This window comes from Paenibacillus ferrarius, from assembly GCF_002027705.1.
In the GTDB taxonomy this organism is placed as follows: Bacteria; Bacillota; Bacilli; order Paenibacillales; family NBRC-103111; genus Paenibacillus_E; species Paenibacillus_E ferrarius.
In genome coordinates, this window is the sequence record NZ_MBTG01000017.1 from 49,553 (window position 1) to 73,275 (window position 23,723).

Sequence of the window (23,723 nt, forward strand, 5' to 3'; positions counted from 1 at the left end):
ATGAGCCACGTTCTCGACCTGACGCAAGAGGAACGTCAAGCGCAGATCGTCGCAGAAGCGGAACGGTTTGCAGAAGTACAGATCGGTCCGCGTGCTCGTGAGTTTGATGAAGCAGGGGCGCTGGCAGACGATTTGATTCAAGATATGGCGAATCGCGGATACTTGACTGCCAACCTCGCGACGGAATATGGTGGGCTCGGCCTGGATCCAGTGCATTACGGCTTGTTCCAGCAGGCGATCGGCAAGGCGGACTGCGCAACCCGCACTTTGATCACGGTTCATTCAGCCCTGTGTGGTGAGAGCTTGCTCCGATGGGGTACGGAGGAGCAAAAGCAATTGTGGTTGCCACGCATGGCAAAAGGTGAAACGCTAGCCGCATTTGCTTTGTCCGAGCCGAACGTAGGGACGGATGCGAAGTCTGTCGAGACGCGCTATCGCAAAGTGGGCGACACCTATGTTTTGAACGGCAAGAAAAAGTGGATTTCCTTTGGGGACAAGGCGGATCTGTTCGTGGTGATTGCGGGCAATGATCAGGGGCAGGTTTCTGCATTTCTCGTCGAGCGCGATTTCCCTGGTGTAACCACTACGCCGTTGATGGGGATGCTCGCTGGACGAGCAACGCACATCGCGATGATCGAGTTCGACAACGTGGGGGTGCCAGCCGCGAATTTGGTCGGCATGGAAGGTGGCGGCTTCACATACGTTGTCTCGACGGCGCTTGATCACGGACGTTACAGTATCGCGTGGGCGGGTGTATCGATCGCTCAAGAGGCGGTCGACCAGATGGTGTCATACGCTCGAGAGCGCAAGCAGTTTGGCAAGCGCTTGGCGGAATTCCAACTGATCAAAGGTCTGATCGCCGACGCAACCACCGAAACGCACGCGGCTCGTGCCCTGTGCCTGAAAGCGGGCGAAATGCGCAAGAACAAAGCGCAGGACGCCGTTATGGAGACGACAATGGCGAAGTACTTTGCCTCGAAAGTGGCAATGAAGGTGGCGACCGACTGCGTGCAGGTACACGGTGGCAACGGATGCATCTCGGATTACCCAGCGGAACGATTGTTCCGCGAGGCGAAGATGCTCGAAATCATCGAAGGTACTTCGCAGATTCAGCAAGAGATCATCTCCGGATATGCTCTGCGTAAATACATAAGCGATAAGGAGACCTGTGCCAATGTCGACGTCGCAAAAGTTAGATAGTAAAAACGTCCAAGACATCATCGCCCTGTCACCGTTGCAAGAAGGTATGCTCTTCCACCATCTTGAGGATCCTCAATCGGATCGCTACTTCGAACAACTCTGCCTGCATCTCGCGGGCGGAGTGAAAGAAGAATGGGTGAACGCAGCGTGGAATGAGGTAGTCAGAGCCAATGAGATGTTGAGGACGACGTTTCGTTGGGACAAGGTTGAGCAACCGATTCAGATCATTCTGAAGGATCGGAAGTTCGAAGTGGCAATCGTAGAAACGGATGACCTCGAAGCGGTCAAGCGTTTAGATCGTGAGCGCAAGTTCGATTTGAATGAGATCCCGTTTCGAGTGACGCTGGTCAGGCTGCCGGATGAAAAGTACGCCCTTCTGATCAGCAACCATCACATTTTGTTCGATGGTTGGTCTACTGGGATTTTGTTACGAGAGTTTTTGGACGCGTATCACCGTCTGAGCAATGGTCTCACGTTGCAATTGCCTGAGAAAACGTCCTATAAGTCGTTCATTCAATACCTGCAAAGGCAGAGTAAGGAACGACAAAAAGCATTCTGGTTGCGCTATTTCGAAGAGTTTCATGCACCATCGATCATCAAGGTTACGAACGGCATGACTACGGATGCAGGTATCAAAACGGTGGAATTGACAGTGCTCGCTGAGCAATTTGCTCAGATGGAAGCATTCTGTTTCGCGCAGAACATCACGTTGGCTTCCCTGCTTTACACCGCTTGGGGCCTGCTGTTGCAACGCTATACCAACAGCCATGATGTCGTGTTCGGCACGATAGTATCTGGGCGTGAAGCACGGGTGGACGGTATTGAAGAGATGGTAGGGTTGTTCATTAACACGTTGCCATTGCGTTTGAAATCCACGGGTGCCACTTCGGTTCGGACGGCCCTCGGACAAGTTGCACAGGACCTGCAAGAGCGTGGGGAATTCATGTCCTCATCTCTTACTGAAATCAAATCGTACAGTGGTGCTAAACATCATGAGAGCTTGTTCAACTCGATTGTTATCTTGGAGAACTACCCGCTCGACAAGTTGTTGACCGAAGGGCAAGAGGGCCTGAACATCGAGTCGTATTCCATGTTTGAGCAGACGAATTTCGACCTGACCCTGAACCTCGTGGCTGATGAGCGTCTCCACGCGGTGTTGTCATTTTCAAGTGAGTTGTATACGGAAGGGTTTGCGGGTACGATGCTTCAGCATTTGGCAGGACTTCTCACCCAGATCGTCGATTCGGCTGGACAGGTGAACATCAAGGAATTGGTATTGGTCGGGGAAGAAGAGTTACAAAGGCTGGCTTCCTTCAACGATACGAAAGCACCATATTATGTGCAGAAGACGTTGCCACAGGTGTTTGAGGAGACCGTGGCTCGTTACGGAGATCTGGAAGCGGTCGTGTCCGAATCCGGGCATCTCACATTTGCACAGTTGAATGCAAAAGCAAACCAAGTGGCTCGTGTTCTGCGTGCCAAAGGCGTGACTCGTGACAGCAACGTAGGTCTGATGGCAGAGCGTTCTCTAGAAATGATCGTCGGCATCTGGGCGATCGTGAAGGCAGGCGGTGCTTATCTGCCGCTCGATCACAAATTCCCTGATGATCGTCTTAGCTACATGTTGAAGGACAGTCAATGCTCGTTGCTCCTCACACAAGCACATCTGCTCGAACGACTTGCCTTTGACGGTGAGATTTTGAATCTCGACGAGGATGGGCTATGCACGGGGGACGATTCGAACCTGGAAGTGATCAGTCAACCGAACGATCTGGCCTATGTCATCTATACGTCGGGCTCTACCGGATTGCCAAAGGGTACGCTGATCGAACAGCACTCGTTGATCAACCGCCTAGAGTGGATGCAGAGTCATGCAGCGATCGGGCCAGGGGATACAATTTTACAAAAGACAGCCTACACGTTTGACGTCTCGGTCTGGGAGTTGTTCTGGTGGGCATTCCAAGGCGCGCGCGTCGCGATGCTGGCGCCAGGCGCCGAGAAAGATCCAGCGGCGCTGTTGCAAGCGATCGAGATCTATGGTGTGACGACGATGCACTTTGTGCCGTCGATGTTGCAAGGCTTTCTCGACTATATCAGCAGCACGCAACAAGGTAGTAAATTATCGCAATTGCGTCAAGTTTACGCTTCTGGTGAGGCGCTCGGAGTACATCAAGTCAAGCGTTGGTACGAAATGGTGCCGAAACATGCGCAGGGTACTGCGACTCGTCTGATCAACTTGTACGGACCAACGGAGGCGACCATCGACGTTTCGTACTTCGATTGCACACCGGATCTGCATGCGGATCGAACACCTATTGGTAAACCAGTACACAATACACAGTTGATGGTTTTGAGCGATGACGGTCAGGTGCAACCGATCGGCGTGCCAGGCGAGTTGTACATTGCTGGTGTGCAGTTGGCTCGTGGTTATCTCAACCGTCCAGAACTGACAGCGGATCGATATGTTGCACATCCGTTTGTAGAAGGAGAGCGTGTGTTCCGCACGGGAGATTTGGCGCGTTGGTTGCCAGATGGGAATCTCGACTTCTTGGGGCGGATCGACCATCAAGTCAAGGTGCGAGGTTACCGCATTGAATTGGGTGAGATCGAAGCGGCATTGTCCGCGCATGGTGAGATTCGCGAGGCGGTGGCGTTGACGACGCAGGAGGAAGACGGGGCACACCGCATCTACGCATACTACGTGGCAGACCGCGATCTGACTACCACCGAACTGCGTGCTTACCTCTCGTTGCGCCTCCCTGATTATATGCTGCCATCTGCGTTTACCCGCGTTGACAGCATACCGCTCACTGCGAGTGGCAAAACCGATCGCAAGGCTTTGCTCATGTTGGAGACCTTCGTGGAGGATGAGTTCTACATTGCACCGCGCACAGAACTAGAAACGAACGTTGCAACACAGTTTGCCCGCATCTTGGGCGTCGCACAAATTGGTATCCATGCAAACTTTTTCAACAGCGGTGGCGATTCCTTGCGAGCGATCCGTCTTGTCAGTGCTCTGAACGGAAAACTGGGCGCAAACGTATCGCTCGCAGACCTCTACGAGCACGATACGGTGGAAAAAATGGCTGCCAAACTCATGGCTCCTGAGGCCGGAGAGGGTCAAGTGTTGCGTGCACAAGTTGCAGAAGAATTGGATGATTTGAAAGGCAGATTGCTCCCAGACTTCCGCCCACAAAGCGAAGTCGAAGACATCTATCCACTGTCAGCGATTGAAAATGGCATGGCCTTCTATTATTTGAAGGACACAGAAAAATCGGTTTACTACGAACAGTTCGTGTTTCGCATTCGCTACCAGTCTTTCGATCTTGATCGTTTGAATCGTGCCTGGACTTTGTTAGTCGATAAGCATGATATCTTGCGTACCGTCTTTCACATGGAAGATTTCGAGCGTCCGATGGCGGTTGTTTATCGGGAACTGGAAAACGATCTGGAACACTTCGATCTCTCCGATTTGAATTTCGAGCAGCAGTCGGCTCATGTTCGTGAGTACATTGCCGAAGATCGCCGTCATTTGTTCGATTTGTCGGAGCATTGTCCGTTGTGGAAGTTGCGCACGTTCCAATTAGATGAAGGAAATGTGACGTTCCTCTTCATTTGCCACCACGCTCTGCTTGATGGCTGGAGCATCAACCAACTGGTCATTGAATTGCACGAGATCTACAAGGCACTTGAGAACAATGAAACGTTCGTACCGAAGAAACTCGGGATCACGTACAAAGACAGTGTCATCGACGAGTTGGTGGAGACTCGAAACAAAGAGAACATCCGCTACTGGCAGCAAGAACTTGCGGGTTACCAGCGACTGGACTTCTCAGTGAAAACAGGACCGGACAAGCCTGATCAGGTTGAACGGGTAACAAAAGTGTATCACCTCGAACGTGATCTGCTGGTACAGTTGAAAAAGGTGGCAAAGACGTACAACACCAGTGTGAAAAACGTCTGCTTTGCCGGATATCTCTATTTGCTGAACCTGATCTCCTACGAGAACGAACTGGTTGTGGGGTATCTCACCAACAATCGTCCTGTTCACGAGGAGGGTGACCGCTTGCTTGGCTGTTTCCTGAACACGGTGCCGGTGCGAATGGAAGTGCCGCGTGGCAAAAGTTGGAGAGAGTTCGTGAAACAGGTGGATGCAACACTGTTGCAAGTGAAGCGTCATGAACGCATGCCACTCTTTGAGATCGCCAATGTCATCGGTGAAAAGAGCGGTGATAAGAACCCGATCTTTGATACGCTGTTCAACTTCATGGATTTCCACATCCTGAACGATTTTTCCGAGGAGATTGTTAATGAATCTCTAGAAGTCGATGGCCACCAAGATACGAATACGCTGTTTGACTTCATGGTGGACACCACGATGGGTCTGATGAAACTGACCTTGCGCTACACCTCTACGGTGTTTGGTGAAGGGGTAGATGACAAGCTTTGCGCATACTTTGTTCGCTTCTTGGGCTGTGTGATTGAGAATCCAGAGTCGAAGATGGATCGCGATTCTATTTTGTTGCCAGATGAGCGTGAGCAAGTGCTGTTCCGCTTCAACGATACCCAAACTCCATACGCATCGGAAACCTTGATCCACCAATTGTTTGAGCAGCATGCGATCGAAACACCGGATGCGCTGGCTGTTGATGACGGAAGAATCAATTTGACTTACGGAGAGCTGAACGCACGGGCGAATCAGATGGCCTACGTGTTACGCGAACAAGGCATCGAACCGAACCAGTTCGTCGGGATCTATTTGACCCGCTCTGTGGAGATGATCGTAAGCGTCCTCGCCGTATTGAAGGCAGGCGGTGCCTATGTGCCGTTACAGACGACGTTGCCACAGGAGCGTTTGCTGCACATCTTGCGCGTGTTACAGGTCAAATCATTGATTACCGATCTCTCTGTGGAGGGATTGCAAGCGCAATTGCCTGACCTGAACCACGTGCTGGTGCCACAGGAGATGGATCGTACGATACCGTCCGACAATCTCACGCTTGTGAACAACTCAGACGATATCGCCTATACGATTTTCACGTCTGGTTCGACGGGCCTGCCAAAGGGCGTCGTCGTGAAACATCAGCCGGTTATCAACTTGATCGAATGGGTGAATGGCAAGTTCCAAGTCGGGCAGGGCGACAAACTTTTGTTTGTCACCTCGCTGAGCTTTGACCTTTCCGTATATGACATCTTTGGGATTCTCGCTGCGGGCGCGACGGTGCGCTTGTCGACCGAGGAAGAGATTGGTGAGCCAGAGCGATTGCTCGACATCATCCGTACGGAAGGCATTACGTTCTGGGATTCGGCGCCACAAGCATTGATGCAACTCGTACCATTCTTTGACGGTGTGGATGCTTCGAAATTGCGCCTCGTCTTCCTGTCGGGTGACTGGATTCCTCTGAAATTGCCAAGCCAACTTCAGTCACACTTCCCTGATGTACAGGTAGTCGGGCTCGGCGGGGCAACAGAAGCCACGGTCTGGTCGAACTATTTCCCAGTGGAGCAAGTCGGCCCTAGGTGGAATTCGATTCCGTATGGTAAGCCAATCCAAAACGCGATGTACTACGTGCTGGATGCAGACCTCAAACCATGCCCAGTCGGCGTGCCTGGTGATCTCTACATCGGTGGAGACGTGCTGGCTGCACGATACACAGATCCAGAATTGACGGTACAGAAATTCCTGCCATCTCCGTTTACCGCAGGCGAGTTCATTTATAAGACGGGTGACAGCGCGCGCTGGTTCGCGGACGGCAACTTGGAGTTCCTTGGTCGCCATGATGATCAAGTGAAGATCCGTGGCTTCCGAATCGAGATCGGAGAGATTGAGAGCCGCCTCGTGAAGCACGATCTGATTACAGAAGCCGTTGTGATTGCACGTGGTGAGCGTGGGGATAAATACCTCGTCGGCTACCTGGTCGCTGCCGAACAGCTTGATATGCAGGAAGTGCGTGCGTTCCTCGCCCTAGCACTCCCGTCCTACATGATCCCAGCATCCCTTGTCCAACTCGAACGTATCCCGGTCAGCGCGAACGGCAAAGTGGACAAAAAAGCGTTGCCTGAGGTTGATGATTTCCTTTTGAGCGCGCAGGAAGTCGTGGCACCGCGTAACGAGATGGAAGAAAAGCTCGCTGCGATTTGGCAGGGTGTGCTTGCAACTCACGAATTGTTTGGCGTCCAAACCAACTACTTCGAGGTCGGAGGCAACTCGCTCAACGCTGCGACACTGGTTTCGAAGATTCGCAAGGCGTTCCAGACGGAACTATCGCTTCAGGAATTTTTCCGTTCGCCAACCATTGCGGATCTCGCTCAGTTACTTGAGGAAAAAGTGCCAGGAACGACTGCAGACGACGTATCGGTGCTGCTGCCGCTGGTGCCTGTTACTGAATCGAGTTACTATCCGTTGTCATCTGCACAGACCCGTGTTTACATCTTGAATCAGTTCGATTCAGTGAGCACGTACTATAACGCTAACATCGTCATGCAGATGGATGGTGGGCCTGTTGATCCATTGCGTTGTGAATCGGTATTCCGCCAGTTGGTGGAGCGTCACGAATCATTGCGTACCCGCTTTTTGTTCGTAAATGGTCAACCTGTGCAACAGGTGATCCATGCGAGTGAAGTTCCAGTGCAAGTGGAAGTGATCGAAGCACTCGGAGAGGATGATGTCCGCTTGAACGCAGAGATCGAGCGGTTCGTGCGTCCGTTTGACCTAACCCGAGCGCCTCTGTTCCGCGTCGGGTTGATCCGCCGAGCGACAGACAGCTACTTGTTCGTGATCGACATGAATCATATCATCTCGGACGGAGCTTCGATGGCTGTACTCGTTCGCGAATTCCTCGCGTTGTATGAAGGACAGGCACTGTCCGATCTGCGCGTGCAGTACAAAGACTATGCCGATTGGCAGAACCGATTGCTCGAAACGGACGAACTGAAACGCCAAGAGCAGTACTGGCTTCAAAAGTTTAAGGCAGGCGTTCCCGTCTTGAACTTACCGACAGACGAGCCGCGTCCAGAGTTGAAAACGGTAGAGGGTCGACGTCTCGCTTTCAAGGCAGACGAAGAACTGACATCGAAACTCCAAGGACTGGCGAAACAGACGAACGCTTCGTTGTTCATGGTGTTGCTGGCTGCTTACAATGTGTTTCTGCACAAGCTGACGGGCCAAGAAGAGATCGTCGTGGGCACCGCGGTTGCCAACCGAAACCACGAAGACCTGCAAGATCAGATCGGCGTATTCGTCAACACGCTTGCTTTATTCAACCGTCCACGTAGAGAGATGTCGTTCCTCAACTTCCTCGCGGAGACTTCGAAACATGCCTTTGAAGCGTTTGAGAATCAAGACTATCCGTTTGATCTGCTCGTAGAACGTTTGGAGCTGGAACGTGACCCATCGCGCAGTCCGCTGTTCGACACGTTGTTCATCCTGCAAAATGCTTATAGCACAGATGTTCAAACGGGTTCGTTCACGTTTACGCCTTATGAGTATCAAACCAAGACGGCGAAGTTTGACCTCTTCTTGGAGGCTTGGGAGCGACAAGGGGATATCGAGTTCAATCTGGAACATGCGACTCGTCTCTTTAAGCCTGAGACAGTCGAGAAGATGACCCAGCAATTCCTATATTTATTAGAAGAAATCAGTCGTGCTCCAGAACAAAAGCTGGTGGAATTATCGCTGGAAGCCAAACAACAACGTCAGATGGTCTCGTTTACAGAGCAGGACATACTGGCCTTTGCGAAGCTTTCCCACGATATCAACCCGCTTCATGTGGACGCTGAGTATGCACGGAAAACGCCATATGGCGGCTGCCTTGTCCACGGTGTGCTCGGTACGCTGACCGTTTTGCAACAACACTTGAATCCGGGTATGCAGGAATCGTTGTACTTGCACTCCTTGAAAGTTCGCTTTAACGGACCGTTGAAAGTCGGAAACGTGTACGAGTCGGAGTTGTGTTCGACGGACGGTTCGCAGGCGAAACTCGCGATTTTTGAACACGGAGAAACCTTGTTTGAAATCGAGGTGCGTTACGAACGAGTGTCTCGTCAACGGTATAGTCTCAACTATGCCTCGGCATCCCTTTCGTCGGATGTTTCCGATCTGGAAAAGGATGAATTGGCGACGCTCTCGATTGCTGGGCAATACAGTCTGAACGTCTCCGCTTTAGTCGAGACGTTTCTGTTGCAATCCCAACTGACCTCGATCATCTGGACAAGCTATTGTATCGGGATGTTGGCACCAGGACGCCAAGCGTTGTTCACGGGCTTCGAAATCGACTTCCTGCCACATGTGCCTGAAAAAGCACAGCAAGCAGCGGCGATCTCCTACATGGTCAACACAGATCAGTTCGATGTACAACTCGGTTCACTGTCAGTAACGGGCTCGATTTTTGCAAGTGGTACGATGCTTGGCAATGTTCGACTGGAGAGCTTTGTGCGTCCTCGCCCACTTCAATACGGGCTGGAAGAGTTCGCGGCTCATGGTCGCATCCCGTCTGGACGAGCTTTTGACGGACAGGTTGTGGTGGTAACGGGTGCCAGCCGTGGTTTGGGTGCGAATCTCGCGAAGTTATTTGCTACTCAAGGGGCCAAGGTTGTGCTCAATTACCGCAGCAGCGTCTCCGAAGCCCAAACCATTCAAGATGAATTGGTAGCGGCGGATGCAGAAGTGATGATCGTCCAAGGCGATATCACCCGTCATGAAGACTGCCGATATCTGCTCACGGAAACGCTTCAACGCTTCGGACGAGTGAACCTCGTTGTCAACAACGCATTCGATTTTATCGTCAAACGCGGTTGGGATACGATTTCGTTCGATGAATTCCAAGTGTCTGTCTCCAATGCTCTGCGCATGGTTTTCCAGATGGCAAAGGCATTCTTGCCGGAATTGGAACGCACAGCAGGTACGATGTTGACGATCTCTTCCGAATACGTCGACATGCCAGAGGAAGGTTTCGTAGAGTACGCGACTGCGAAATCGGCCATTGAGGGCTTGATAAAATCGTTGTCTCGTGAGTTCCGCCACGTGAAACAGGCTGTGATTCGTCCACAAAAGTTCCTCTCGGATCAGACGATCACCAACGTCAGTGCGCAATATCTCCCATCGCCATTGGATGTGGTGGCTGATGTTTATGACTTTGTGACAGCGATTCGTGAGGCGCAAGGTTCGTATTTCCTGTACGAGCGTGGACAACAGTCGAACACACAAGTGGAAACAACAGAGGGATCGAGTACAAATTGTTCTGCCTCCACGATTCTTGCTGTCGCAGCGACGTTTACAGCAGATATGATTCGTCCGCATGTAGCATGGTGGGGGACGCAGTTCGGGCTTGAGCTCGACGTGCAGTTCGCGCCTTACAACCAAATCTTCCAAGAACTGCTGAATGATCAGAGTCTGCTCTCGACGAACAAGGATGTGAATGCCCTCCTCGTACGGTTTGAGGATTGGATTCGCGATGATGTTACCTCTGATGACGCGCGTTGTCACAACCTGGAGGCAAACTATGAGCAGCTTACTGGGATTTTGAAGCAAAAGACGTTCCAAGCCCCATTCCTCGTTGCTCTGTTCCCAGTGTCGACACACCTTGGGTTCAGCACTGAGGTCTTGGCCAAGATAAATCAATTGAACGAACGTTGGAAAGCGTTCATTCAAGAACTCGAGTACGCAACCCTCATCGACTGCACAACACTGGCTGATGAGTACCAGATCCAAGAGGTGTTCGATGCAAAAACTGACCGTGATGGCCATGTGCCATTCACAAACGATTTTTCCGCAACGGTAGCTACAGCGATTGTACGTAAGGTCATTGCTTTGAAACAGCCGATCTTCAAAGTGATCGCACTCGATTGTGACAACACGCTCTGGCGTGGTGTCTGTGGAGAAGAGGGCGCATTGGGTGTACAGGTGGAGGCACCATACCAGTACCTGCAACGCTTCCTGCTGGAGAAGTACAACGAAGGCATGATTCTGACTTTGGTTTCGAAAAACAACGAAGCCGACGTGATGGAAGTCTTCGAGAAAAATCCACAGATGATCTTGAAAAAGGAACACATCGCAGCATGGCGGATCAATTGGCAAGCCAAGTCCGAGAACGTTCGTGAACTTGCCCGCGAGTTGAACGTAGGCGTGGACAGCTTTGGATTCCTCGATGACAGCGCAGTTGAAACCCATGAGATGATGCAGAATCTGCCGGTAGTCCTCGCTTTGCAACTGCCAGAGGACGCAGACAACATTCCAGCATTCCTGCGACAGTTATGGGCGTTCGACCGAGCGAAAGTGACAGAGGAAGACCGTAAGCGCAGCGCCATGTACGTGACAGAGCACAAACGCAAGGAATTGCAAGCGAACGTCTTGTCGCTCGACCACTATTTGGAGAGCCTGCAGTTGAAAGTAAGCTTCCAACCGATCGAAGTAAACCACATCCCGCGCGCGTCACAATTGACGTTCCGTACGAATCAGTTCAACTTGAGCACCATTCGTCGCACGGAGGAAGAGTTGACTGAGTGGTTGCAAGCATCTGATGCAAACGGATGGATCGTCGAGGTAGCCGATCGTTTTGGCGATTACGGGCTGGTCGGTGTGATCCTCGCCAAGGAAGCGAATGAGTCGCTGGAAATTGACTCGTTCCTGCTCAGTTGCCGCGTGCTGGGGCGCAAAGTCGAACAGGCGATCTTGGTTGCTCTTCGCAAGTTCTGTTTGGAAAAAGGATTGCTGTCGTTGAAAGCCGATTTCTATCCAACTGCGAAGAATCAACCATTCCTCGAATTCCTTAAAAAAGCACCGTGGAAAGAAACACATCGTTCCAAAGCGTGCACGACCTACCTGACACTCGTGTCGGATGTGAGCGAAACGCTTCCAGCGATTGAAATTTACGATGGCAAGTTGCTTCTAGCCGAGGAAAAGCAGGAAGAGAAGCATCAGATGTTTCTCGCGTTCGACCACATCGGCGTCGCCGTGTCAGACATGGACGAAGCCATCACCAAGTACCAAGCACTGGGTTACCAATGTGGTCCCGTCTTCGAGGAAGAGACGCAAAGCTCGAAACTCGTGATGTGTACGAAAGCAGACTCTGACAACATCGAGTTGGTCGCGCCGATTGATGAATCCTCGCCGACGCTTGGTATCCTCGCGAAAAACGGCGACAACTCGCCTTATCACCTTTGCTGCCGTGTGCAGGATGCCGAGGCATTCCTCTCTAGTTGGCAATTAGAGTACCAAGTGGTCAGCGATCTGTTACCTGTCAAAATTTTCGGCGGAAAATCAGTCATGTTCGTCTATGTTAAGGATGTCGGCTTGATCGAATTGCTTGAAGATGCTGAGTTCACAAAGGCACCAGTGGTGTCCGAAGTCGCTGCGATCAAGACGGTTACCCGAATGGCAGTGGCCAACTTGCATGCGCCACAGGTGTTCTTCCAAGCGCTTGGTTACAGCCAAGTGAATGATCTGCAAACCGCAGATCAGCGGGTGCGCCTGAGCAGACCAGGTTCTGGCGTGTTGGAACTGTTTGTTCCGACGACGGTCCCAGCAGAGCGCGAACACTTCGAAGTAAATGGTCCGCATCTCTACGAAGTGCTTCAAGGAGAGCAGGAGTCTGTTCGTGAACCCGTAACGCAAGGCAATCATGAATGGCGTGTTACGTTGTTGAACGAAGACCGATTGTTGCACCGTCCATACTGGTTGCCGCTCCAACATGCAACGGGTCAGAAGCTGGCTTCGTTGCCGGTGTATGTTGGAGTGGCAACTCCTGAGAATGTGGAGAAGCCTGCCCTCGTCGCTTACGAGTCGCCGAAAAACGAGATGGAGAAGCGCTTGTTGGAACTCTGGGAGAACATCTTGCACTTGAGTCAGAAGGGCATCACCGTGGGCACGAAAGACAATTTTTTCAAAGTTGGCGGCAGTTCGCTTGCTCTGATCCAAGTGAGCGGCAAGTTACAAGAAGAATTTGGGCTGGATATTCCAGTTGTTAAGATGTTCCAATATCCGACGATCCAAGCCTTGGCAGCATTCTTGGCCCAGCAGATGGACGGAAGCGCTCAAGCCGCTGCCGCACAAGTAGAGACAGAGCGCACGGAGACGATGGATAAAGGCAAAAAGACCATGAAACAAACCCTGCAAAAGCTCAACAGGAGGCCAAATTGACGGATACCTTACACCACGCTGACAATGAAACGGAACGCACCGGATTTGAGATCGCCGTCATTGGGATGGCAGCGCGCTTCCCTGGAGCAGACAACGTAACGACTTACTGGGAGAATCTGAAAAACGGTGTGGAGAGCATTACGCACTTTACCGACGAGGAACTGGAACAGGCCGGGGTAGACCCCGACCTGATCCGCTCCCCGTGGTATGTCAAAGCCAAAGGGTTCTTGGAAAAAACCGAATGGTTTGACGCTTCGTTTTTCGGTTACACGCCACGGGAGGCTGAATTGATGGAGCCGCAGATTCGCCTCTATCATGAGGTCGCATATGAGGCTTTGGAAAACGCAGGCTATGCGAGTGAATCGTACAACGGTTTGATCGGGAACTACGCAGGTGCTGCTGTGAACCATTTTTGGCACCGCTTGCCTGTACTCTCCGATGACGCGCAAGCCAACCACACGGCTTGGCTCTTGAATGACAAGGACTTTCTGGCCACACGGGTCTCGTACAATCTGAATTTGACTGGACCGAGTTATACCGTAGACACGGCTTGCTCCACATCGCTCGTGTTGATCGATCTCGCCTGCAAAGGCTTGCTGACAGGCGGCTGTGATATCGCGCTCACTGGCGGTATCTCGCTTTCCCTGCCACATAAAAAAGGGTATCTCTACACAGAAGGCATGATCAACTCTCCAGATGGTCACTGCCGACCGTTTGATGCCGATGCCCAAGGGACGTTGGAGGGGGATGGCGTTGGGATCGTCGTGTTAAAGCGGCTCGAAGACGCTATTGCCGATGGTGACACGATTCATGCTGTGATCAAGGGATCCGCTACCAACAACGACGGTGCACGCAAAGTGGATTACACGGCTCCGTCCGTGGAAGGGCAAGCCGAAGTGATCAAAGCCGCCCATTATATGGCGGAAGTGGAACCAGAAAGCATTGGCTACATCGAAGCGCATGGCACAGGAACAGCGCTTGGTGACCCGATTGAAATTGAAGGATTGAAAGTTGCGTTCGACACGAAGCAGACAGGATTTTGCCGCATCGGTTCTGCCAAATCGAACCTGGGGCATTTGAACACCGCGGCTGGTGTTGCTGGCTTCATCAAGGCGGTGCTGACCGTCCGTGATGGCCTGATTCCGCCAACGCTGCACTATAAAGCGCCAAATCCGAAAATCGATTTCGCCAACTCGCCATTCGTGGTCAACACCGCACTCATTCCGTGGACAGGGGCGACACCGCGTCGGGCGGGGGTCAGTTCCTTTGGCATTGGCGGTACAAATGCTCACGTGGTTCTGGAAGAAGCACCACGAGACATTTCTTCCTCGCCAACTGGAGAGGCTCAACTGTTCCTGCTCAGTGCGAAGACCGCGACGGCACTCGAAGCAATGAGCGCCGATCTCGCCGCGTATCTCCGCGAGAACCCGACGCTGAACCTTGCCGATGCTGCCTATACGCTGCAAGTGGGTCGCCGTTCGTTTGCACACAAGCGAGCAGTGGTCGCTTCAAACGCTTTGGACATGGCAGCCGCGTTGACAGACCCATCGAAATCGCAAACTTTCCACACCAAGGAATCGGGCGAATCGCCAGTGGTGTTCCTGTTCTCTGGACAGGGGTCACAGTATGTAAACATGGCGCGCGGACTCTACGAACAAGAACCAGTATTTCGTGACGCGCTGGACTCTTGTTTCAAACTCTTACGTCCCTATGTGGACTTTGATTTAAAAGAATGTTTCTATCCGTCTGTCCCTTCTGAGCAAGACGCTCTGCGCCTCAACCAAACGGAAGTAGCACAAGTTGCCATTTTCGCAGTGGAATACGCGCTTGCTCAATATCTGATGAGCTTAGGAATCCGCCCACAAGTGATGATCGGTCACAGCATCGGCGAGTTCACAGCTGCCTGCCTCTCGGGGGTCATGTCGCTTGAAGATACGTTGAAACTGGTGGCATGGCGTGGCAAACTCATGCAACGCATGGCACCGGGTGCGATGATGGCCGTTCAGATTCCTGAAGAGGAAATTCGTCCGCTGCTTTGCGCTGACCTCGCACTGGCAGCCGTTAACAGTCCAGGCATGTGCGTGGTATCTGGCTCCTTCGACGCAGTGGATGCGTTCGAGCGTACTTTGCAAGCGTCTGGACATTCATGCACACGGTTGCACACGTCGCACGCATTCCACTCCCCAATGATGGAACCGATGTTGGCGCAGTTTGAGCAAAAAGTTCGGGAAGTCACCTTCCATGCGCCACAGATTACGTATCTCTCGAATGTGACTGGGGTGGAGATTACGGAAGCGGACGTGAAGGATAGCCGCTACTGGGTACGCCACCTGCGCGAAACCGTGCGTTTTGGTGAAGGGATCGGCCGTTTGCTGACGATGGAAAAAGCGCTGTTTATCGAAGTCAGTGCGGGCCATATCCTCGCGACTCTTTTACGCAAACATCCAGCCAAACGTTCCGAGCACACGATCTTGAACATGATCCGTCATCCGCAAGATGCCGCATCCGACCGCGAACACTTACTCTCGAAAATTGGAGTTCTGTATGCTGCGGGTCTTCATCTGGAGTGGGCGAACCTCTACGGGGAACAAAACCGCCGTCGTATCCCGCTCCCAACGTATCCGTTCGAGCACCAATATTTCTGGAAACACGCGCATGGACTGATCGATATGCAAAACAACGGTCAGGCGATTCCGTTTCCTGGCAGCACGTCGAAGCGTAAAAAGCTGGCGGATTGGTTCTATCTGCCGGCATGGCTACAGAATCCGTTAGTCGAGGAGACATCGGAAGAACCGAAAACGTGGTTGCTCCTGCTCGACCGCGGTGGATTGGCAACACGACTGGCAAATGAATTGAAGTCGAGAGGACACGAGGTGTTCACCGCGTTTTCTCACGATGAACTCACAACTCATTTACAAACCGTAAAGCCACTAAAAATCGTTCATGCGTGTACCTTTGACTCGTTACCAAACGTACAAGAGGCGCAAGAGCAAGGCTTCTACAGTCTCCTGCGCCTCGTGAAAGCGCTTGACTCACCGCTCGATATCTATGTGCTCTCTTCTGGATTGCACGATGTAGCGGGTGAAACGGCGGTAGAAGCGGGGAAAGCGACGTTGCTCGGCTTGCTCAAAGTCATTGGACAGGAGCATCCATTCCTGAAAGTTCGTTCTGTCGACGTGTCTCTACTAACGGCAGGTGGATGGCAAGAACGTCAACTGCTCGACCAGTTGATCACGGAGTTCACAACCAAAGCCTTCGATCCGGTCGTTGCGTATCGTGGTGGGCAACGTCTCGTGCAGTCGTTCACCCCACTGAGATTGGACAATCAGCAGAACTTGCCTTTGCGAGCAGAGGGTGTCTACCTTCTGACGGGCGGTTTCGGCGGAGTAGGTCTGGCTCTGGCTGAATACATCGCAAAGAGTGCAGGCAAGGGCGTGAAGATCGCTTTGTTCGGTAGATTAACACCGAGTGACGAACAACTGGGGCACATCAAACAGTTGCAAGAACACGGGGCTGAGGTGCTCTGTCTGCAAGCGGATGTCACAAACGGAGCAGAGCTCGCTGCGGTGATCGGTCAGACTGAGTCGCACTTTGGGGCATTGAACGGCGTGATTCACGCTGCAGGTATCACCAAGGGCACTTCGATTACCGCCATCGATTCCATCACGGAAACAGAGGTGGAGACCCAATTCGCTCCGAAAGTCTACGGCACGCTCGCGTTGGAAGAGGCGCTCCGAGGTCGTGAGTTGGATTTCGTAGTGCTGACATCGTCCTTGTCTTCAATCTTGGGAGGTCTCGGGTACGCGGGATATGCCGCTGCCAATGCATTCCTCGATACGTTTGCCAAGCAACAGTCGCAACTCACACCAACCCGCTGGATCAGCGTGGCTTGGGATGGCTGGCGAATCGAAACCAAACCGCAACGCGAAGTGTTCACGAGTGACGATCAGATGATGATCGCTCCAGACGAGGGCGGTGACGCGCTGGGACGCATCTTGGTTCAACAGGGACTAACACAGGTGCTGGTCTCCACCGAAGAGTTGCAACCGCGCCTCAACCGTTGGGTTAACTTCAGCAATAAGGAAAGGAAGCAAGAAGCGGGCGTCGTGTTTGCGCGTCCAGAATTGACCACATCGTATCTTGCACCAGCCAATCAGATCGAGCAACAACTCTGTGAAATCTGGAAGAACTTCCTTGGTTTGGAGCAGGTGGGTGTGCATGACAACTTCTTTGAACTCGGGGCGTCCTCGATCGACATGGTGCAGATTACGAAGCAACTGCCAGCCGTCTTGGGGCAGGAAGTCCCAGTGCTGACACTGTTCACGTATCCTACGATCCGTGTGCTGGTCGATCATCTGGTCACACAAAATGGCACAGAGATCGTATCCGAAGAAGAGAACGATTGGCTCGACGAGCAGAAAAAAGGTCGCGAGAACCGAAAACGAAGAAGACAGGCACGCGAGGTGGAATTCAGTGAGTGATGAGAGAACGGGTTTAGAAATCGCCGTCATCGGTATGTCTGGACGTTTTCCCAAAGCGAAGAACATTCAGGAGTTTTGGGAAAATCTGCGGGGGGGCGTGGATGCTCTCTCGAAGTTTACCGATGAGGAGTTGCTGGAATTTGGGGTTGACCCCGAACTCCTAAGCCACCCGGACTATGTGAAGAAAAAGGGCAGCCTCGATGCCATCGAAGACTTTGACGCTTCCTTTTTTGGCTATACCCCAAAGGAAGCGAGTTACATGGACCCGCAGTTCAGGCTCTTCCATGAAGTTAGCTACGAAGCGCTTGAAGACGCAGGCTATGCCAACGTGACATACAAAGGCAGAATCGGTCTCTACGCCGGCAATACCCAGAATCTGTTATGGATGGGGCATCTGCTTACTCATATGCAGTCTCCAAACGATCAATTTGAGATCGTCAGCCTCAACGACAGCAACACGTTCAGTACACGTGTGGCGTACAAGTTGAACTTGAGAGGCCCTGCGTTGACCGTGCAGACCGCTTGTTCGACCTCGCTGGTGGCGATCCACCTGGCCAGCCAAGCGCTAATCGCTGGCGAGTGTAAGATGGCGCTCGCAGGTGGCGCTTCCGTCGTGGTTCCACGCAAAAATGGCTACCTGTACGAAGAGGGGATGCTGTTGTCAAGGAGTGGGGCTTGCCGCGCATTTGATGAAGAGGCAGACGGACTTGTGTTTGGTGACGGGGCTGGATGTGTCGTGTTGAAAATGCTCGACGACGCGATTAGAGACGGCGACCACATCTATGCGGTGATCAAAGGGACTGCGATTAACAACGACGGCAACCTCAAGGCGGGCTACACAGCACCATCGCCAAAAGGGCAGATGATTGCCGTTCGTTCCGCTCATCATGTTGCCGAAGTTGACCCTGAAACGATCACCTACGTCGAGACGCACGGAGCGGGTTCGACGCTCGGTGACCCGATTGAGTTTGAAGGCTTGAAACTCGCTTTCAACTCCGACCAAAAGGGATTTTGCGCCTTGGGATCGGCCAAGACCAACACGGGCCACCTCAACCAAGCAGCAGGCGTCACCGGCTTCATCAAGACGGTGCTCTCCATGCATCACAAAGAACTGGTACCCGCTCTGCATTTTAAAAAGGCGAATCCGAAAATCAACTTCGAGAACAGCCCGTTTTACGTGAACACCGAGCTCAAACGGTGGGAAAGAACGGGGAACACGCCACTTCGCGCGGGAGTAAGTGCGTTTGGGATCGGTGGAACGAATGCGCACGTCGTGCTTGAAGAAGCACCGCCACGTCAGCCATCAGGACAAGGTCGAGATGCCCACCTCCTCACGCTGTCTGCTCAATCGGAAGTGTCGCTTCAAAATATGACAGCCGAGTTGGCCGACTTCTTGGAATCGAAAGCAGAGGTGAATCTAGCGGACGTTGCGTATACGCTTCAAACGGGACGCAATTTGTTCGACCATCGTCGTCATCTGGTTGTCACGAACGTACAGGAAGCGGTGGAGGCTCTGCGTGCAGAGACTTCGGGCACGCGCAAAGTACACACCCATTTTTCCCGCGAAAAAAATCGTCCGGTCGTCTTCCTGTTCCCTGGTCAAGGGTCGCAGTACGTCAACATGGGACGGGACCTGTATGAGAAAGAGGCTGTATTCCGCAATGAACTCGACCGCTGTTTTGCGATTTTCGATCATTTGGGATGCTCACACCTGCGAAATGTGTTGTACCCAACTGGAGATGTAGCAGTCGCTGAGGAAGAGATGCGCAAGATGCAGAATGCTCAACCGCTGATTTTTGCATTCGAATACGCAGTCGCCAAACTGTTGCTGAATCTGGGCATTCAACCGGATGCGATGATCGGGTACAGCTTCGGTGAGTACGTGGCAGCCTGCCTCGCAGACGTGTTCACGTTGGAAGATGCGCTGAAGTTGATCGTTGCTCGTGGTAACTTGATGCAACGTGTTCCAGAGGGAGCTATGCTCTCGATCCCGCTGTCCGAATCGAAAGTACTGCCTTATCTGACCACTAATGTATCGCTCGCAGTCGACAACGGAACGTCCTGCATTGTAGCAGGCACCGTCGATGCAATTGAAGCATTGGAAAGTCGTATGAAGGAAGCCCGCGTGCTCTGCATGCGTGTGAAAACAGCACTCGCAGGTCACTCCCTACTCATGGACGGAATCTTGGAACCTTTTGAACAGTTGGTGCGAAGTGTTGGGCTCCGTAAGCCACAACGCCCGTATATCTCCGACCTCACAGGACGCTGGATCACCGATCAGGAAGCGACGGATCCAATGTACTGGGTTCGCCATATGCGCGAGACGGTGCGCTTCGCAGCGGGGGTTGAAGAGCTGGCGAAGACCTCGAATCTCGTCTTCCTGGAAGTCGGACCTGGTCGGGACTTGTCCAGTTTGATCGGGCGTTTCGTGGACGCAAAGAAAGGTCAAAACATCGTCGATCTCATCCGTAATGCACAGCGTCAAGTATCCGACAGCGAACAGCTGTTGGCGAAGCTCGGTTGGCTGTGGGCATATGGGGTGGCGGTGGATTGGAACGCCTTTTACAAAGGCGCAGTCCGACATCGACTCAAACTGCCAACGTATGCGTTTGACCGCAAACGCTATTGGATCGACGGCTCTGCTGCCGAATCGGCCAAGGCACTGCGATCTCAAATCGTCACAAGCATTGGGAAACGCAAAGACACGACGAATTGGGGTTATATCCCGAGGTGGAAGCGCACGGCTGACCCGCAAGAGGAAGAGAATCATGATCTAGTAGGCTGGCTGATTCTCACGAGCCATACAAGCATGGGGCAAGCCCTTGCCGAACGCTTCGCTCAGCGGGGAGAATGGGTCGTGACGGTTGAGCCTGGGACGCAGTTTGCCGTGCACGACGATCAGAGAATCGTGCTGAACCCAGCGAATGCGCAAGACTACGACGCGCTTTTGAAGCATCTGAACCAGTCTGAAAAGCGATTGTACAAAATTGTCCATGCGTGGATCTTGACGGAAGAGACTCGAACCTTGAGTCCAGAAGTCGCACAGGATGCACAGACCCTCGGTTTTTATAGCCTGCTGTATTTGGCTCAAGCGATGGACCGTGTCCGTACAGAGCATGACTATGAAATCACCGTCATCACCGATGGTATCCATGTGGTCAACGGAGATGAGGTCGTTCAGGCGGAAAAAGCGACACTGCTCGGCGGCGTCACGGTCATTCCGCAGGAGAATCCAGCTATTCGTTGCCGCAGCGTAGACATCGACCATGTCAAGAGCACAGCATGGCAACAGAAAAAGCTCCTCGATCAACTGGTCAAAGAGTTGACTGCACCTGTACGCGATCTGTTGGTTGCGTATCGCAGAGGCGCACGTTTGGTGCAGTCGTTGGAGCCTGTAACACTCCATCGTCCACAAGATAACGCCTTGCAACTGCGTGAAGACGGTGTCTATTTGATCACCGGTGGTCTTGGTGCGATCGGTCTCTTGTTTGCGGAGTATCTGATCACCCGCTGGCACGCAAAAGTCGTACTCACGGGCCGTACCTCCTTCCCTTCCGCACAGGAGTGGGATGCCTATCTGGCGACTCATCCAGCAGAAGAAGCGACCTCCCAAAAAATTCGCCGTCTGCAAATGATGTTGCAAAACGGTGGGGACGTACTCGTTCTGAAAGCGGATGTTGCCGATGAAGAACGGATGCGAATCGTGGTGCAGGAAGCAGAGGAACGCTTTGGAACTCTGAATGGCGTGATCCATGCGGCCGGTATCGTCGGGAAAAAGTCGTTCATCTCGATTAAAGAAACAACGCCATCCCATGTCGAAGAGCAATTCCAAGCGAAGTTGTACGGGATTCTCACGCTGAAAAACGTGTTGCGCGGCAAAGAGCTCGACTTTTGCATGTTGATGTCCTCTTTGACTTCCGTATTAGGTGGTCTGGGGCACATCGTTTACTCTGCGGCCAACCTGTTCGTCGATCACTACGTCCACCGTCATAATGCAGAAGGAGACGGACGCTGGATCGGCGTGAACTGGGATTTCTGGATGTTTGAAGAGGATGAAGCGAATCAAGGCGCATACTTTGGCAAAAGTGCAACAGAGTTTGCGATGACACCAGAGGAGGGCCTGACGGTTCTGGAAGCCCTTCTCAACGGTTGTGAAGACAGCCAAGTTCTGATCTCGACTGCCGATCTGCAAGAACGACTCGATCAATGGATTCGGGTGGAATCCAGCATTGCCGATGTTGCTCACGTGCAACAATCGGTAGGCCATGCTCGTCCAGCGCTTTCGAATCCATATGTCGCGGCGCGTGACGAACTTGAACAACAGATCGCGTCGATTTGGGAAAGTGTCCTCGGCTTCCAGCAGATCGGGATCGAAGATGATTTCCTCGAGCTGGGAGGCGACTCTGTCAAGGTTGTATCTGTCGTCTCAGCGATTCACAAAAAGCTCAACGCGGATATCCCACTGCATGAATTTTTTGAACGTTCGACGATTGAAAAACTGGTAGATTTCATACGCCAGAACCGCAAGGCTGAGCGTTACGAAGAGATCCAACCGATTGCCAAACAGGAGGTCTACCCGCTGTCTTCTGCTCAGCGTCGCCTGTTTATCCTGAATCAATTCGACAGCACCAGCACGAATTACAACACACCGCTGGCGATACGTCTAGAAGGGAATCTCGACCGTGCACGCATGGAGGCGGCCTTTGCAAAATTGATCCAGCGTCATGAAGCGCTCCGCACCTCGTTTGAGATTTTGGAGGGACAACCTGTTCAGCGCGTGTATGACGATGTTGATTTTGAGATCGTGACGACCACAGCCGATGAGACGGAAATCGATGACATCATCGCAGCTTTCATCCGTCCATTTGATCTGGTAGTGGCTCCGCAGCTTCGGGCTCAATTGGTACAGACGGGGGTAGATGTACACTTCTTGTTGATAGACCTGCATCATCTCTGCTCAGACGGCGTGACCATCGAAATCGTCAAGCGTGAGATCGCTGAATTGTATCAAGGTCTTGAGTTGCCGCCATTGCGATTGCAATACCGCGATTTTGCGGCATGGCAAACGGCGCAACTGCAAAGTGACGAGGTCAAGAAACAGGAGCAGTATTGGTTGAAGCGTTTCGCAGGAGACGTGCCGATGCTTAACCTGCCAACCGATTTTCTACGCCCACCGGTTCAATTCTATGCGGGGGAACGTTTGAAATTTGAACTCGATGCCTCGACTGTGCTCGGCTTGAAAGAGGGGGCGCAACGTCAAGGTGCGACGCTGTATATGGCACTGCTTGGCATCTATAACATCCTGCTCGCGAAATACTCGATGCAGGACGATGTGATCATCGGCTCGCCAATCGAGGGACGAACGCGCCCCGACCTGCAAGGGATTGCCGGGATTTTTGTGAACATGCTCGCGATGCGAAACCGTCCGACAGCCGACAAGACGTTTGCCGGACTGCTCGGAGAAGTGAAGAAACACGCACTCGATGCTTATGAAAACCAAGAGTATCAATTCGAAGACCTCGTGGCACGTCTGCAACTGGAGCGTGTGACGAACCGCAACCCACTGTTCGAGACGGTGTTGGTCATGCAGAATATGGAAGAGGGCAAGGTCGAACTCGAAGGCCTGCGTCTCACACCTTGTGACATCGCCATGAAGACCTCTATCTTCGACCTCTACCTGCAAGCGGTGGAGAGCGGAGAGACCGTCACGCTTTGGCTTGATTTCAAAACCGCGCTGTTCAAGCGCCAGACCGTTGAAAAAATGATACAACGCTTCGTCGAAATCGCGGCTCAAGTCGCAGAAACTCCAAATCGACGCATCGGAGACATCTCGTTTGCCCTCGATCTTGTGGAAGCAAAGAGTGCCGTTCCGTCGATCGAGTTTGATTTTTAAGGAGGAAAACCAC

4 protein-coding genes are annotated in these 23,723 nt (G+C 52.5%); all 4 read left to right on the forward strand.

Translation table 11 applies throughout. From position 1 onward, the window contains the following. The 4 genes from BC351_RS19455 to BC351_RS19470 are packed head-to-tail and all read left to right on the forward strand — an operon-like array spanning position 1 to position 23,710. Positions 1–1,200: an acyl-CoA dehydrogenase family protein gene (locus tag BC351_RS19455; RefSeq protein ID WP_079414399.1), complete on the forward strand. Its 1,200-nt coding sequence runs from the start codon at positions 1–3 to the stop codon at positions 1,198–1,200. Next, a complete protein-coding gene (locus BC351_RS19460; protein ID WP_079414400.1) occupies positions 1,175–13,336 on the forward strand; it encodes a non-ribosomal peptide synthetase in 12,162 nt (4,053 codons plus the stop codon). The genes BC351_RS19455 and BC351_RS19460 overlap by 26 nt, the downstream gene beginning before the upstream one ends. Beyond that, on the forward strand, positions 13,333–17,817 hold the full coding sequence (locus tag BC351_RS19465; RefSeq protein ID WP_079414401.1) for a type I polyketide synthase: 4,485 nt from the start codon (positions 13,333–13,335) through the stop codon (positions 17,815–17,817). Before BC351_RS19460 ends, BC351_RS19465 begins: the two co-directional genes overlap by 4 nt. Continuing rightward, the gene (locus BC351_RS19470) at positions 17,810–23,710 is read left to right on the forward strand and encodes a type I polyketide synthase (RefSeq protein WP_158082149.1); all 5,901 of its coding nucleotides are present in this window, start codon (positions 17,810–17,812) and stop codon (positions 23,708–23,710) included. Before BC351_RS19465 ends, BC351_RS19470 begins: the two co-directional genes overlap by 8 nt. The last annotated feature ends 13 nt before the right edge of the window (positions 23,711–23,723 follow it).

Excerpts from the sequence above, each read along its gene's own strand:
- BC351_RS19455 (WP_079414399.1), top strand. The coding sequence starts at position 1 with ATGAGCCACGTTCTCGACCTGACGCAAGAGGAACGTCAAGCGCAGATC.
- BC351_RS19460 (WP_079414400.1), top strand. The coding sequence starts at position 1,175 with ATGTCGACGTCGCAAAAGTTAGATAGTAAAAACGTCCAAGACATCATC.